Raw genomic sequence first — 14288 nt, forward strand, 5'->3', positions numbered from 1 at the left:
ACAACCCAACCCTGCGCGACTTCTACCAACGCCTCAAAAGCAACGGCAAAAAACCCATCGTCGCCCTCATCGCCGTCATGCGCAAAATTATCGTCATCGCAAACGCCCGCATCCGCGATGCTCAACTGAGTTGATGACGACGGGAACATGCTGAGAATCCATCTCTCCCCGACCTCATTCTTGTTTCGTGAGAGCGCGGGCTCCGACCACAGCCTTTACCCCTCTCGGGAGGGATGGCGCCGGCGCGGCGATCCGGCACAATTGCGCGCGTCGCCCGCAGGGGGCCAGGAAAGGGAAGACGATGCGTTACGTCCGGATGCCGATCGAGGTCGAATCGCCCGAGGAATATGGGTACGGCAACATCCGCAACAATCTGTCGGAAAGCTCGATCGTCGATCAGTCGCTGGCGAGCCTGGGGCTGACCATTCCCGACCTGACCCTGCTTTACGGCGAGCATCGCGGCAGCGAGCGGCTGCGCTCGCTGATCCTGGAGGACACACCGTCGCTCGGCGTCGACGACGTGCTGATCTGCGGCGGCGCGGCGGGGGCGTTGTTCATCATCGCCACCGCGTTGCTCGGCAAGGACGACCATCTCGTCGTCGTGCGCCCCAATTACGCGACCAATATCGAGACGCCGCGCGCGATCGGCTGCGGCATCGGTTTCGTCGATCTCGAGTTCGAGACCGGCTTCGCGCTCGACCTCGACAAGGTCGCGGCGGCGATCACCCCCGCGACCAGGCTGATCAGCGTCACCAGCCCGCACAATCCGACCGGCGTGATGCTGACCGAGGCCGACCTTTCCGCGCTGGTCGCGCTCGCCGCCGAGCGCAATTGCCTGTTGCTGGTCGATGAGACCTATCGCGACCTCGCCATCACCACCAAGCTGCCGATCGCGGCGTCGCTCGGCAAGCATGTGATCAGCGTGGCGTCGCTGTCCAAGGCGTTCGGCGTCCCCGGCATCCGGGTCGGCTGGATGATCAACAGCGACCCCAAGCTGATGGAAGTGTTCCTTGCCGCCAAGGAGCAGATTAGCATCTGCGGCAGCGTGATCAACGAATGGGTCGCCGAGGAAATCCTGGCGAAGCGCGACGCCTTCCTGACCCCGACCCTGGCCGAATGGCGTCGCCGGCTCGACCGCGTCGCCGACTGGATGGCTGGCGAGGAATTGCTCGAATGGGTGCGGCCGTCGGGCGGCGTGGTATGCTTCCCGCGGATGAAGGCCGACCCGCCGGGCGGGACCGACGCCTTCTACCGCCGCCTGCTCCAGGGTCACGGCACTTATGTCGGTCCGGGCCATTGGTTCGAAATGTCGGACCGCTATTTCCGCGTCGGCTATGCCTGGCCGACCGCCGACCAGCTCGAGGCCGGGCTCGCCGGCATTTCCGCCGCGTTGCGCGGCTGACCTCCCATCCAAGGACCAATGATGACCGCCCTGATCGACCGCATCCGCGACGCCCATGAGGCGATCCGTCCGCACGTCCTGGTTTCGCCGCTCCAGCGCAGCACAGCCTTGTCGGATGCGCTCGGCTGCGACCTGTGGTTCAAATGCGATCACCTCCAGCCGACCGGATCGTTCAAGCTGCGCGGCGCGACCAACAAGGTGCGGCTGCTGGCGCCCGATCACAAAGAGGTGTTCACCGCCTCGACCGGCAATCACGGCCGCGCGGTCGCGCATGCCGCGGCGGCGTTCGGGATCGGCGCGACGGTCTATGTCAACGACAGCGCGCCGCAGATGAAGCTCGATGCGATTCGTGCGCTCGGCGCCAAACTGGTCACCGTCGAGGGCAATTCGCTCAACGGCGAGCTGCAGGCGCGGGCCGAGGCCGAGCGGCGCGGCGTGCCCTACATCCCGCCCTATAACGATTACGACACGATGGGCGGCCAGGGGACGATGGGGCTCGAACTGATCGAGCAGGCGGACGACCTCGACGCATTGTTCATCTGCACCGGCGGCGGTGGCCTGACCGGCGGGACGGGGACGGCGTTCAAGGCGCTGTCGCCCAGGACGCGGATCGTCGCGGTGTCGCCGGCGGCCTCGACCTGCATGCTCGATTCGCTCGAGGCCGGCGAGATCGTCGAGACGCCGGAAAGCCCGACCCTGTCCGACGGTTCGGCCGGCGCGATCGAGCCGGGATCGGTGACGTTCGCGGTCTGCCAGCAAGTGATCGACGAGACGATCCGCGTCAGCGAGATCGAAATCGCGCGGGCGATGCGGCACCTGGCCGAGAGCGAGCGCTGGATGGTCGAAGGCGCTGCCGGTGCGGCGCTCGCGGGCTTGATCCAGGCTGCCGACCGCTATCGCGGCAAGAAGGTCGCGGTAGTGCTGTGCGGGCGCAATATCGCGCTCGACACATTCCTCGGGGCACTGGATATGGGGCGCGGTTGAGCGCCCGATAGGGGAAGGCCCGGTAAGCTGGTAAGGCCGCCGTCGAAAGGCGGCTGGCGTAGATGAAGCTTAGCGACTGGGCGCGGGCCCTAAAGCGTGACGTGGTCGCATTGTGGATCGCGGCGCGTGATCCGCGCGTGCCCTGGTATGCCAAGGCGACCGCCGGCGCGGTCGCCGCCTATGCGCTCAGCCCGATCGACCTGATCCCCGACGTCATTCCGGTGCTCGGCTATCTCGACGATCTGCTGATCGTGCCCGCCGGAATCTGGCTGGCGGTGCGAATGATCGGGCCGGCGCTGATGGCCGAGTTCCGCGCGCGGGCCTCGGAGACGGGCCGACCGAAGAGCTACGGTGCGGCGGTCGTGATCGTGCTGCTGTGGCTCGCGGCGCTCGCGCTGGCGGTCAGGATGGCGAGCAGAGCAGGCTGGCTTTAGAGGCTAAATAATCCTCCCCCGCCAGGGGAAGGTGGCGCGCGTAGCGTGACGGAGGGGAGGACGGCTGCCCGTTGGCGTCGTGCTTCCTCCCCCCTCCGTCAGCCTTCGGCCGACATCTCCCCTTGGCGGGGAAGGATTATGGATGGTGCTGCTCAAGCGCTTTCGGCTGGGGTAAGCCGCCGCACATTGACGAACGACCACAAGGCCGCGGGCAGGAACAGCAGCACCAACGGCACCGCCGCGACCAGCCCGAAGATGATCGCCGTCGCCAGCGGCTGTTGCAGACCCGCGCCGCGGCTCACGCCCAGCGCCAGCGGCGCCAGCGTTAGTACCGCGATCAGCGCCGACATCAGGATAGGCCGCAGCCTTTTGGCCCCCGCTTCGCGCAACGCCTCGATCGTCAACGGGGCATCGCGATCGATCTCGGCCAGGAAGAAGATGACGAGCTCGGTGACCATCCCGACCACCATCGTCAGCCCCATCAGCGCCGAGATGTTGAGCTCGATCCCCGTCACCCACAGCCCCGCGAGGACTGCGGCGGCCGACAGCAGGACGGTGACCAAGGCCGCGCCCGTCCAGGCGAGTCGTTCGAACAACAGGGTCAGTAGCAGCGCGGTCAACAGCACCGCGGCGGCGAACACCAGGCTGAGATCGGCAAAACTCTTCTGCTGCTCGGCGTAGAGCCCGCCATAATCGACGCGGATCGAGGCGGGCAGGTGCAGGCCGTCAACCGTCGCACGCACGTCGCGCATGCCCGAGCCGAGGTCGCGCCCTTCGAGCCGCGCGGTGACGGCGATGAACGGCGCGAGGTCCTCGCGAGTCAGCTGTTGCTGCCCCGGGTCGATCGAGACCTTGGCGATCGCGCCCAGCCGCACGGCATGGCCGTCGGGCGCTGTCAGCACCAGCGCGGCGATCTGGTCGGTGCGGCGGCGCAATTCCTCGGGCGCGCGGACGCGGACGGGAACGAGCTGCTCGCCCGACCGGACGTTGGTGGTGGCGACGCCGCCGATCAGCGCCTCGGCTTGGCTCGCCACCGCGTCGGGATCGAGCCCCTGCTGCGCGGCGGCGCCAGGATCGACGCGGATACTGACCGCGTCGCCGGCGACGCGCAAGCCGTCGACCACTTCGACCACGCCGTCGATCTTGCCGATCGCGGTGCCGACCTTGGCGGCGGCGTCGGCAAGCTGCTTGGGATCGTCGCCGAACAATTTGACCTCGATCGGCTCGGGCACCGCGGTCAGGTCGCCGATCAAATCTTCCATCAGCTGGACGACCTCGACCTCGAGCCCCGGCACCTTGGCGCCGACCTGCTGCCGGATATCGGCCATCACCTCGTCGATCGGGCGGCGCGACCCGCCCTTCAACCGGATGAAATAATCGCCTTCGTCGGCTTCGGTCAGGCCGCCGCCGAGCTGCAGGCCGGTGCGCCGCGAATAGCTCGCCACCTCGGGCGTGGCGCGGATGATGTCCTCGACCTGGCGGAGCAGGCGGTCGGTATCCTCCAGACTCGCGCCGGGCTGCGCCTTGTAGTCGAGGACGAAGCCGCCCTCGTCCATCGCCGGCATGAAGCCCGAGGGCACGTGATTCCACGCGAGCACGCCAAGCACGACCAGCGCCGCGGCGACGATCCCGGCGAACCAGGCCGGACGCTTGAGCGCGCGGTCGCCGGCCGAGCCGTACCAGCGGCCGAGCCGGCCCATGAACCCGCCCGCGCGCTCGGCGGCCTCGGCATCCTTCTCGCGCAGCCAGCGCGACGCGATCCGCGGAATGACGTAGCGGGCATAGAGTAGCGACACGGTGAGCGCGGCCACCATCGTCACCGCCAGCGCCTGGAAGAAGCCGCCGGTCACGCCACTGACGAAAGCGAGCGGCAGGAAGACGATGATCGTTGCCAGCGTCGACCCGACCAGCGGCCGGCCCATTTCGGCGGCTGCCTCGAGCAGGGTCGGCGGCGTCTTTGCGCGGCCTTCCTGCATCCGGCGCATGATGTGTTCGAGCATCACCACGGCGTCGTCGACGACGAGACCGACCGCGGCGGCCATGCCGCCCAGCGTCATCATGTTGAAGCTCATGTGGAGCGCGAACAGGGCGAAGCAGGTCGCGGCGAGCACCGCCGGCAGCATCAGCCCGGTAATCAGCATCAATCGGCCCGAGCGCAGGAACAGGAACAGCACGAGGCCGGCGAGGATCGCGCCCAGGATGATCGCGTCGCGCACCGCGTTACCGGCGCCGATCACCAGCTCGGACTGGTCGTAATAGGCCGTCGCAGTGACGCTCGGCGGCAATCCGGCCTGCTTGAGGCGCGCATCGACCGCCTTGACGATCGCGACCGCGTCGCCGGTCGGCGTCTGGCGGACGTTGATCAGGACGGCATTCTGGCCGTTAGAGGTGACTTTGGTGAAGTCGGGCGCGGCGGCCGGGTGGATGCGTGCGATCTGGCCAAGCGTGACGAGACCGGCGCCGTTCGCCTGGCCGGCCTTGACCGGGATCGCCGCAATGTCGGCGGCCGAAGCGATGCGGTTCTCGACCAGCACGAGATAGAGCCGGTGGCGATCCTCGAGCCTGCCGACGCCGCGCCCGCGGGTGGCCTTGCCGATCGCGGCGGCGACGTCGGGCAGGGTCAGGCCGAGCGCCTGGACGCGGCCGGGATCCACATCGACCGCGAATTCGCGCGGGGATCCGCCGAGCACGTCGACGCCGGCGACGCCCGGCACGGTCGACAGCGCGGGCACGACCTTCAATTGCGCGATCTGGTGCAGCGCCTGCTGGTCGAGATTGTTCGAGGTGAGCGAGATGCCGAGGACCGGAAAGATCGTCGGATCCGAGCGGCGGACCTCGAACCTCGTGCCGGCCGGAAGGTCGGGCAGGATCGTCGCGATCGCGCCTTGGGTCGCGAGCGTGGCCTGCGCCATGTCGTCGCCCCAATCGAAATTGAGCGCGACCTCGGCAGAGCCGCGACTGGTGGTCGAGCGGATGCGGGTGACGCCGGGGACCTGGCGCAGCGCGACCTCGATCGGGCGGGTGATCTCGGCCGCCATCTGCGCGGCGTCGCGATCGCCGGCATCGACCGCGACGACGACGCGCGGATAGTCGATATGCGGGAACAGGCTGACCGGCAGCTTGGTCGCGGCGAGCAGCCCGCCGAGCGTCAGCAGCGCGACCGCGAGCCAGATCGACCGCGAATGACGGGCGAGCGGCGCGCTCATTTGGTACGCACCTGCATGCCGTCCTCGAGCGCGGTGCCGCCCTCGGTCACGACCTTCTCGCCGGGCTTGACGCCCTTCAGGATGACGACGCGGTCGCCGCTGACCGGGCCGATCTCGACGTCGCGGCGATGCGCCACGTTCTTGACGACGACGAACACGTAAGGTTGACCGGCGTCATCGAGCAACGCGGCATAAGGAATGGTCAACGCCGCGCCGCTGTTGCTCCCGCCGAGCGTGAGCTGGCCGTTGAGCGCGGCATTGGCACCGATCCCCGAGCCGGCCGGGACGTTGACGAACAGTGCGGCGAGGCGCGTCGCGGGGTCGACCACCGGATCGATCGACAGTACGGGGGCGGAGAAAGGCACGCCGCTCGGCGGGGTCACGCGCAAGGCCATGCCGGGACGGATTTTCGTGGCGAGCGCGGGGTCGATCCCGAAGCGCGCGCGCAAATTGCCCGAACCGGCGATCGAAGCGACCGCGGTGCCCGGGGCGACGATGTCGCCGGGCGCGGAGGCGATGCTTTCGACGAACCCGGCCGCGGGCGCGCGAAGCGTCAACGCACCGTTGCGCGCGCCCAGGCTGGCACGGGTCGCGCCGGCGGTTTGCGCCGCGGCGCGGGCGGTTTCGACATCGGCGTCGCTGGCCAGGCCGTCGGCGCGCAGCCGCTGGGCGCGGGCATAAGCGGCTTGCGCGGCAGCGGCATCGGTCGCCGCCTTGGCGTAGTCGAGCCGGCTGGTCGGGCTGGGGGCGAGGCGGACGACGACCTGGCCGGCGCCGACCTGGGTACCGACCGGCGCCTCGACCGAAACCACCGTCGCTTCGACCGGTGCCGCCAGGACGTGCTTGCCCATCGCCCCGGCCTAGACCGCGCCATAGACCGTCAGCGTCTCGTCGACGGCGCCTTGCTGCGCCGGGGCGAGCGCGACCAGAGCGACGGGCTTGGCCTCGTCGGCGGCATCCTCGCTCGATCCGCAGGCGGCGAGCAGCATCGCCAAGGTCAATGCCAATGCGGCCTTCATTTCCAATCCTCCCTGGGCACGCCCGTCAGCAATTCGAGCGCGATCATCGCTTCGTCGATCGTCTGGTCCGCGGTCGCCAATTCGACCCTCTTGTCGCGCAGCGTCCCTTCCGCGGCTTCCGCTGTCGCGCGCGACACGTCGCCACGATCGGCGGCGGCGCCACTGACCCGGGCGAGCCGTTCGATCTCGGGCAATTGCGCACGGATCGCCACGCGCTGCTGGCGCGCCAGCGTCACCGCGCTGACCGCGGCGGCGATGTCGGCGCGGGTCTGGAACAGACGCGCGTCATATTCGGTCTTGAGCTGTTCGCGGGTCGCGCGCTCGACCGCGATCCCACCGCGGTTGCGGTTCCACAGCGGCAAGGTGAAGTCGACGGTCGGGCCCAGGATATTGTTGCCGCTGGTGTCGCGGGTGAAATTGAGATTGAGCGCCAGGGTCGGGAACTGGTCGAGGATTGCCTTGTGCACCGTGGCTTCCTGCGCGTCATAGCCGGCGCGCAACGCTTGGAGATCGGCGCGATTGTCGAGGGCGATCTGCGTCAGCCGCGCGGAATCGAGCGGCGGGTCGCGGTCGATCGCTGGCGCCAGGCGGAGCTGGGTCTGGGGCGGCAAACCGAGCAATTTGACCAGTTCGAGCCGCGCGGCATCGAGATCGTGCTCGGTGGTGCGTAATTTGTCGGCGGTGGCGGCGGCATCGACCCGCACCGCTTCGACCGCGCTCGATGCGATGTCGCCGCGCGCGGCGGCGCGCAGGTTGCGGGCGAGCAGCGACTGCGCCGCGGCGTCGTCGATCTTGAGCAAATCGATCGCGGCCTGCAGCCGGCGGATCCGTACCGCCTGGAGCCGCGCCTGGCCGGCGGTCTGCCATTCCGCCCAGGCGAGATCGAGCCGCACCTGCCTCGCCTGCGCTTCCGCGGTCTGGCGGCGCACCTTGCCAGTTCGCAAGGCATTGAGGTCGAGCCCGAGCCCGCCGGCGATCTCGTCGAGCGGGTCGGGGCCCGACAGGAGGTGGCCGATGCCCAGGCTGAAGGTCGGATCGGGCATCAATTTGGCGGCGAACACCTGCGCGTCGGCGACCCCGGCCTTGGCCCGCAACGCCTTGAGGTCGGGATTGGCCAGCACCGCGATCACCGCGACCGCATTGTCGTCGAGCGGCGCGGCGAGATCGATGTCGGCCGGCTTGAGATACGGCCGGTCGATCGTCGCGGCGTCGCGACTCAGCGCGGCGACGTCTAGCGTGGCGGGGGTCGTCGCGAGCGGCCGCGGCGCATAGGATGCGCACCCGGCCAGCAGCAGCGCGAGAGTCAGGCCGAGCGTCGGGCTAAAACGGGGGGCACGAGATTGGACCATGACTCCTCCCTAACAGGGTTCTACTGACATGGTCCTGACAAATGCAAAAATACAATCTGTCAGGCGCGCGTCAGCGAAGTGGGTGCATAGGAGGGTTCGATGACACGAAATGGGCATCATCCGAAAGGCACGCGCTGATGCGTGCGCTGGTGGTCGAGGACGACCCCGATATCGGCGGCGACGTCGAGCGCGGACTCGCGGGCGCCGGGCTGGTGGTCGATCGCATCACCAACGGCAACGATGCCTGGTTCGCCGGCGATGTCGAGGACTACGCGATCGTCGTGCTCGACCTCGGGCTGCCCGATCTCGACGGGCTGACGGTGCTGCGGCGCTGGCGCGCGGCGGGGCGGACGATGCCGGTCCTCATCCTGTCGGCGCGCGGCGACTGGACCGAGAAGGTCGAAGGGATCGAGGCGGGCGCCGACGATTATCTCGCCAAGCCGTTCCAGCTCGGCGAGCTGGTCACGCGGGCGCGTGCCTTGTTGCGACGTGCGAGCGGCCATGCCGCGCCGCTGCTCGAGATCGGCCGGCTCAAGGTCGATACGCGCAACCGCCGGCTGCTGGTGCGCGACGAGGAAGTGCGTGTCTCGCCGCTCGAATTCCGGCTGATCAATTATCTCGCGCATCAGGCCGACCGGACGATCGCGGTGGGCGAGATCGCCGACCATCTCTACGGCACCTCGGAAACCGGCGACGTCAACGCGATCGAGGCGCTGATCATGCGGCTTAGGCGCAAGATCGGCACCGACAGCATCGAGACGCGACGCGGTTTCGGCTACCGCTTGACCGGGGGCGCCGCTTGATGCGCTCGCTGCGCCTCCGCCTGATCGCCTTCGCCGCGCTGGCGATCGCGGTCGCGCTGTGGGCGGCGTGGCACGTCATGGGCATGCTGTTCGAACATTATACCGAGCGGCGCATGGCCGATGCCCTGGTTCGCGACGGTGCGGCGGTCGCGGCGGCGGTGCATCTCGACGCGCAAGGCAGGCCGGTGGTCGACCCGACCGATCTAGACGCGCGCTTCCGGCGGCGCGGCAGCGGCCTTTATTGGGAAGTCCGCGCGCCGGGCAAGACCGCGGGCTCGCCATCGCTCGGCGGCAAGGTGCTGGGCGCTGGCGACGAGGGGCGCGAGCCGGTCGAAGCGTCGTGGCAGAAGGACGAAGTCCCCGGTCCCTATGAGGATGATCTGATCCTGGTCGAGCGCCGCGTGTCGATCGGCGGCACGCCGGTCGTCGTGCGGGTCGGCGAGGATGACGAACCGATCGACCGCGCCGGCGCCTCGTTCGCGCGCGAAATGGGGATGTTCCTGCTCGCGCTGGGGGTGGCGCTGGCGCTTGCTGCCTGGGTGCAGGTCGAGCTCGGGCTGTGGCCGCTGCGGCGCGTGCGGCGCGAACTGGCGGCGATGGCGCGCAACCCGGCGCAGCGCCTGTCCGACGATCATCCGCAGGAAATCGACGCGCTGGCGCAGGCGATCAACGCCCTGGCGACCGCGCGCAGCGAGGATCTGGTCCGCGCCCGGCGCCGCGCCGCCGATCTGGCGCACGCGCTCAAGACGCCGCTCGCCGCGCTCGCCGCGCAGAGCCGCGTCGCCCGCGCGGCCGGGGCGACAGTCGCGGCCGACGCGATCGACCAGACGCTGAGCGCCGCCGCCGCAGTGCTCGAATCCGAACTGGCGCGCGCACGCGCCGCCGCGAGCCGGGCGGGCGAGGGCGTCGCGGCGACGCGGCCCGCCGGGTTGATCGAAGGCCTGGTCGCGGTGCTCGAACGCACCGACAGGGGCATGAGCCTGGTGTTCGATTCGGACGTGCCCAACGACTGGGAGATCGGCATCGATCCCGACAGTTTCGCGGAGATTTTCGGCAATTTGCTCGACAATGCCGCGCGCCACGCCCGCCGCGTCGTGCGGGTGAGTGCCGCTCAGGCCGACACGCGGCTGAGTTTCGTCGTCGATGACGACGGCCCCGGAATCCCCGCCGATCAGCGCGACGGCGTGCTCCGGCGCGGCGTCCGGCTCGACGAAAGCGGCAGCGGGCACGGCCTCGGCCTGTCAATCGTCGCCGATCTGATCGAGGCGACCGGCGGCACCATCACACTCGGCGACGCGCCCGAACATGGGCTTCGCGTCACGTTGAGCTGGCCCGACGCCCTTCTCACCCGCGCTGAGCCGAGCTGATCGGCCCACGCCCTTTTTCCCCCTCAAGGAGCCATTTATGCAGATCGCCCATATCCCGAAGGTCAACGCGCGCTATTGGTCGGCGATCACCTTCGCCAGCCTGTTCGGCACCAACATGGGCGATCTCTACGCGCACGAACTCCAGCTCGGCATCGTCAAGGGTCTCTTGATCCTGGCGGCACTGGCGGCCGGCGTGTTCCTGGTCGAGCGGCGCGATCATGCGCCGCGCGAGATCTTCTACTGGCTGGTGATCATCATCATCCGCACCGGCGCGACCAACATCGCCGACTTCTTCAAGAAGATCATCTATTGGCCGCTGTTCGCCGCGATCCTGACCGCCTTGCTCGCCGGCTTCGCCTGGCTCTCGGCGCGCGGCGACGCGAAAAAGGAAGCCGCGGCGGAAGCGCAGGGCATGCCCAATACCGGTACCGCTTACTGGCTGGCGATGCTCAGCGCCGGTGTGTTCGGCACCTTCATCGGCGACGTCTGCTCGAAGCTGATCGGCAAGGGCTTCGCCTCGTTGAGCCTCGGCGCCTTGCTGATCGTCGCGCTGGTCGCGTGGCGCCGCGACAGCGGCAATCGCTTCTGGTTCTACTGGATCGCGCTCGCCATCGCCCGCACCGCCGGCACCGCGATGGGCGATTTCCTCGCGGAGACCGAATGGCTCGGCATCGGCCTGCCGTTGTCGACGCTGATCACCGGATCGATCTTCGTGCTGATCCTGCTCTTGTGGCCGCGCAAGGGCGGGGCGCCGGTGCCGATCCACGCCTGACAATCGCCTCCCCTGTCGCCCCGATTTCCCCTGTCGGGGCGGCCCCCTTTTTCGAAAGTGACGCCCATGGCTGCCCGTTCTTCCCTCAAGCTCCTGTGCCTCGCGCTCCTGACCCTGTTCGCCGCCGTCCCTGCCGCGGCGCAGGAGGAATTGCAGGACGGCCCCAAATCCCTGGTGATCAGCTATCGCGCCAGCCTTGAGCATCGCGCCGCGTTCCGCCGCTATCTCGCGACCGATCTCGCGCCGCGGCTGCGCGCGATGAAGGCGCGCGGCGAGCTCGCCGATTTCCGCATCTTCTACAGCTGGTACCGCCAGCCGGCGGTGTGGGACGGGCTGGTCATCCTGCGCTTCCCGACCTTTCAGGCGGTGACCAAGTGGAACGCGCTCGAACGCAGCGAGCCGGGCGGGCTCGACGCCGCCGGCATCGCGCTGGCCGACCCCGTCGCCAGCTATTCGAGCGACCTCTCCTGGTCGCGCAATCCCGACGACCTCAAGGATGGCGAGGTCTATTACGTCATCCCCTATGAATATCGGAACGAAGGCGAATATCGCGATTACGTGAAGGGCTATGTCCTGCCGCAGTTCGACGGCTGGATCGAGACCGGCGCGCTCGACGGCTATGAGATCTACATGAACCGCTACGGCACCGGCTCGCCGTGGGATTCGCTGTTCATCCAGCATTATCGCAACATGGCCGCGTTCGGGCAGCGCCAGAAGATCACCGCCAGCGTGCGCGACAAGCTCCGCAATGATCCCAAGTGGAAGGAATGGAGCGATAAGAAGGCCGGCATCCGCAGCGAGAGCGAGAACAGCATCGCCGAGTTGATCGCGCATTGATCCGAGACACCTTGCCGATCGTATTATCGAGAGTATAAATGCAATATCGATCGGTGAGGTGACATGATGCGGCAGTGGCTCCTGGCATTGGCTCTGGCGGCGACCGCCGGCATCGCGGCGGCGGATACGGGCAAGCAGCCCGCCATTTCCGCCGCGTCGGTGCGTGACGATACCTTCCCCACCGCCGAGGCGCGCTACCCGGGCGGCGTGGTCGCGCGCGGGCATGTCGAATATGCCAATTATGTCGGCTATCGCCCACTCCAGCTCGATCTCTACCTCCATGCCGATCGCGCCAAGGCGGCACCGCGCCCGCTGGTGATCTGGGTCCATGGCGGCGGCTGGAGCCGCGGCGACGCGCGCCAGTCGGGAGCATTCAGCGACTGGCCGAGCGTGCTCGCGATGCTCGCGGCGCGTGGCTATGTCGTCGCCTCGGTCGACTATCGCCTCGACAGCGAAGCCAGATTTCCCGCCCAGGTGCAGGACGTGAAGGCGGCGGTCCGCTTCCTGCGAAGCAAAGCGACCGATTATGGCATCGACCCGCGGCGCGTCTATCTGTGGGGCGGCTCGGCCGGCGGGCATCTCGCCGGGCTGGCGACGGTAACCTGCGGCGTCGCGGCGTTCGATCCGCCGGCCTCGACCGGGCGGCTGCCGGGATCGCAGGCGAAGCTGGCCAGGCCGCTGCCGCAATCGGATTGCGTGCAGGGGGCAGCGCTCTGGTACGGCGTGTTCGATTTCGCGCTGGGCGGCGCCGATCCCGGGAGCGCGCTTACAGCCAAGACGCTGACCGCCTTGCTCGGCTGCGATCCGACGGCCTGTGCCGACAAGCTCGCCGCCGCGAGCCCGATCACCTACGTCAAGCGCGAAACCCCGCCACTGCTGCTCATCGCCGGTACCGCCGACCATGAAGTGTCCTATCATCAGAGCGAGGCGATGGCGGCGAAGGTGAAGGCGGCCGATGGGTCGGTCGACCTGCAGTTGATCGCGGGGTCGGACCACGGCTTCATCGGCAAGACGCCTGCCGATACCCGGCGCGACAGTTTGTCGGCGCTCGATCGGACCCTGGCGTTCTTCGACAAACTGGCGAAGCGCTGATCCAGGGGCTAATCTAACGACCCCCATACGCTTCCCCGGAGAAGGCCGGGGCCCAGTCGCACCGTTCTCTCGACGGCGGGACGCCATCTCGGGATCATCGAAACTGGGCCCCGGCCTTCGCCGGGGAAACAGTTTTAAGCGACGGGCGCCGGTTACCTAGCGCTGCCGCATGTCGCCCAGGATCAGCGGGATGATCCCGCCCGCGCGTAGCACCGCCAGCTCCAATTCGGTTTCCACCTGCGCCACCGCCTCGAACCGCTCGACCCTGCCGTCGCGGCGATGGATCGCGACCGGTACCGCTTGGCGCGGCGCCAGGGTATCGGCCGGGGCATCGATCTCGATCCGGTCCTCGGGCGCCAGAGCGAGCGCGGACGGATGGCGATCGGCGGGTAGCCGCAGCGGCAGGATGCCCATGTTGACCAGGTTCGATCGATGGATCCGCTCGAAGCTCGACGCCAGCACCGCGCGCGCGCCGAGCAGGCTCGCGCCCTTCGCCGCCCAGTCGCGCGACGAGCCCATGCCGTAACGCTCGCCGGCCAGGATCACGACCGGCTGGCCGGCTTCGGCATAATGCGCGGCGGCGCGCCACAGCGGCAATGGGTCGCCGCCGGTTTCCATCACCGTGCTGCCCGGCGGGATCGCCTCGCCCAGCAGGTTGCGGACGGTGCGGTTGGTGAACAGACCGCGCAGCATGACTTCCCAATTGCCGCGCCGCGACGAGAAGACGTTGAGGTCGTTCGGATCGGCGCCGTTCTCGATCAGCCAATGCGCGGCGTCGCTGTCGCGCGCGATCGCGCCGGCGGGCGAGAGGTGATCGGTGGTGATGTCGTCGCCCAGCACCAGCAGCGGCGCCGCGCGATACCGGCCCAATCTTTCCTCGCGCTCGATCCGCGCGAAGGGCGGCGGGCGCAGATAGGTCGATCCGGGATGCCAGGGGTAGAGCGCGCCATCGGACGCGGGCAGCGCGGCCCAGGCGGCGCTGGCCTCGGCCGCCTCGAACGCTTCGGCATAATCTTCCGGCCG

Annotated in this window: 12 protein-coding genes and 2 pseudogenes; 9 read left to right on the forward strand and 5 right to left on the reverse strand. The window is 68.7% G+C overall.

Features of this window, described 5'->3' with window-relative positions:
- From ACTHJR_RS19260 to ACTHJR_RS19275, 4 genes and pseudogenes are all read left to right on the forward strand, one after another.
- Positions 1 to 134, forward strand: a pseudogene (locus tag ACTHJR_RS19260) (IS110 family transposase); the annotation flags it as partial.
- A gap of 167 nt (positions 135 to 301) precedes the next feature.
- Positions 302 to 1402 carry a pyridoxal phosphate-dependent aminotransferase gene (locus tag ACTHJR_RS19265; protein WP_440525042.1) on the forward strand — a complete coding sequence of 367 codons (1101 nt, stop codon included), beginning with the start codon at positions 302 to 304 and terminating at the stop codon, positions 1400 to 1402.
- Positions 1403 to 1423: 21 nt separating this feature from the next.
- Entirely contained in the window at positions 1424 to 2386 is a 963-nt protein-coding gene (locus ACTHJR_RS19270; RefSeq protein ID WP_440525043.1) for a threonine/serine dehydratase, read from the forward strand.
- A 62-nt stretch (positions 2387 to 2448) separates the two neighbouring features.
- Positions 2449 to 2820, forward strand: coding sequence for a YkvA family protein (locus tag ACTHJR_RS19275; RefSeq protein WP_440525044.1), 372 nt, complete (start codon positions 2449 to 2451; stop codon positions 2818 to 2820).
- Positions 2821 to 2972: 152 nt separating this feature from the next.
- Here ACTHJR_RS19275 and ACTHJR_RS19280 read toward each other — a convergent pair whose 3' ends face one another.
- Genes ACTHJR_RS19280 through ACTHJR_RS19295 form a run of 4 tightly spaced genes read right to left on the reverse strand, consistent with a single transcriptional unit; the run spans position 2973 to position 8394 of the window.
- Entirely contained in the window at positions 2973 to 6026 is a 3054-nt protein-coding gene (locus ACTHJR_RS19280; protein ID WP_440525045.1) for an efflux RND transporter permease subunit, read from the reverse strand.
- Positions 6023 to 6877 carry an efflux RND transporter periplasmic adaptor subunit gene (locus ACTHJR_RS19285; protein WP_440525046.1) on the reverse strand — a complete coding sequence of 285 codons (855 nt, stop codon included), beginning with the start codon at positions 6875 to 6877 and terminating at the stop codon, positions 6023 to 6025. The genes ACTHJR_RS19280 and ACTHJR_RS19285 overlap by 4 nt, the downstream gene beginning before the upstream one ends.
- A 9-nt stretch (positions 6878 to 6886) precedes the next feature.
- Positions 6887 to 7045, reverse strand: coding sequence for a hypothetical protein (locus ACTHJR_RS19290; RefSeq protein WP_440525047.1), 159 nt, complete (start codon positions 7043 to 7045; stop codon positions 6887 to 6889).
- A complete protein-coding gene (locus ACTHJR_RS19295; protein WP_440525048.1) occupies positions 7042 to 8394 on the reverse strand; it encodes a TolC family protein in 1353 nt (450 codons plus the stop codon). The genes ACTHJR_RS19290 and ACTHJR_RS19295 overlap by 4 nt, the downstream gene beginning before the upstream one ends.
- A gap of 137 nt (positions 8395 to 8531) precedes the next feature.
- On the opposite strand from ACTHJR_RS19295, the gene ACTHJR_RS19300 reads away from it, so the two are divergent.
- From ACTHJR_RS19300 to ACTHJR_RS19320, 5 genes are all read left to right on the forward strand, one after another.
- Positions 8532 to 9197 carry a response regulator transcription factor gene (locus ACTHJR_RS19300; protein ID WP_440525049.1) on the forward strand — a complete coding sequence of 222 codons (666 nt, stop codon included), beginning with the start codon at positions 8532 to 8534 and terminating at the stop codon, positions 9195 to 9197.
- Positions 9197 to 10564, forward strand: a complete 1368-nt coding sequence (locus tag ACTHJR_RS19305; RefSeq protein ID WP_440525050.1) for a sensor histidine kinase — start codon at positions 9197 to 9199, stop codon at positions 10562 to 10564. The genes ACTHJR_RS19300 and ACTHJR_RS19305 overlap by 1 nt, the downstream gene beginning before the upstream one ends.
- Positions 10565 to 10601: 37 nt before the next feature.
- On the forward strand, positions 10602 to 11336 hold the full coding sequence (locus tag ACTHJR_RS19310) for a hypothetical protein (protein ID WP_440525051.1): 735 nt from the start codon (positions 10602 to 10604) through the stop codon (positions 11334 to 11336).
- 66 nt (positions 11337 to 11402) lie between these two features.
- Entirely contained in the window at positions 11403 to 12173 is a 771-nt protein-coding gene (locus ACTHJR_RS19315; RefSeq protein WP_440525052.1) for a hypothetical protein, read from the forward strand.
- Positions 12174 to 12239: 66 nt separating this feature from the next.
- Complete coding sequence (locus tag ACTHJR_RS19320; RefSeq protein ID WP_440525053.1) at positions 12240 to 13265, forward strand: alpha/beta hydrolase fold domain-containing protein; 1026 nt, start codon at positions 12240 to 12242, stop codon at positions 13263 to 13265.
- Between the two features lie 156 nt (positions 13266 to 13421).
- Here the strand turns inward: ACTHJR_RS19320 and ACTHJR_RS19325 are convergent.
- Positions 13422 to 14288: pseudogene (locus ACTHJR_RS19325) on the reverse strand (aconitate hydratase); the annotation flags it as partial.

Source organism: Sphingomonas sp. (genome assembly GCF_051962185.1).
In the GTDB taxonomy this organism is placed as follows: Bacteria; Pseudomonadota; Alphaproteobacteria; order Sphingomonadales; family Sphingomonadaceae; genus Sphingomonas.

Bases quoted from the DNA above. Each gene is read 5' to 3' on its own strand.
- ACTHJR_RS19265 (WP_440525042.1), top strand. From the start codon at position 302: ATGCGTTACGTCCGGATGCCGATCGAGGTCGAATCGCCCGAGGAATAT.
- ACTHJR_RS19305 (WP_440525050.1), top strand. From the start codon at position 9,197: ATGCGCTCGCTGCGCCTCCGCCTGATCGCCTTCGCCGCGCTGGCGATC.
- ACTHJR_RS19270 (WP_440525043.1), top strand. From the start codon at position 1,424: ATGACCGCCCTGATCGACCGCATCCGCGACGCCCATGAGGCGATCCGT.
- ACTHJR_RS19295 (WP_440525048.1), bottom strand. From the start codon at position 8,394: ATGGTCCAATCTCGTGCCCCCCGTTTTAGCCCGACGCTCGGCCTGACT.
- ACTHJR_RS19320 (WP_440525053.1), top strand. From the start codon at position 12,240: ATGCGGCAGTGGCTCCTGGCATTGGCTCTGGCGGCGACCGCCGGCATC.
- ACTHJR_RS19315 (WP_440525052.1), top strand. From the start codon at position 11,403: ATGGCTGCCCGTTCTTCCCTCAAGCTCCTGTGCCTCGCGCTCCTGACC.
- ACTHJR_RS19300 (WP_440525049.1), top strand. From the start codon at position 8,532: ATGCGTGCGCTGGTGGTCGAGGACGACCCCGATATCGGCGGCGACGTC.
- ACTHJR_RS19310 (WP_440525051.1), top strand. From the start codon at position 10,602: ATGCAGATCGCCCATATCCCGAAGGTCAACGCGCGCTATTGGTCGGCG.
- ACTHJR_RS19275 (WP_440525044.1), top strand. From the start codon at position 2,449: ATGAAGCTTAGCGACTGGGCGCGGGCCCTAAAGCGTGACGTGGTCGCA.
- ACTHJR_RS19280 (WP_440525045.1), bottom strand. From the start codon at position 6,026: ATGAGCGCGCCGCTCGCCCGTCATTCGCGGTCGATCTGGCTCGCGGTC.
- ACTHJR_RS19290 (WP_440525047.1), bottom strand. From the start codon at position 7,045: ATGAAGGCCGCATTGGCATTGACCTTGGCGATGCTGCTCGCCGCCTGC.
- ACTHJR_RS19285 (WP_440525046.1), bottom strand. From the start codon at position 6,877: ATGGGCAAGCACGTCCTGGCGGCACCGGTCGAAGCGACGGTGGTTTCG.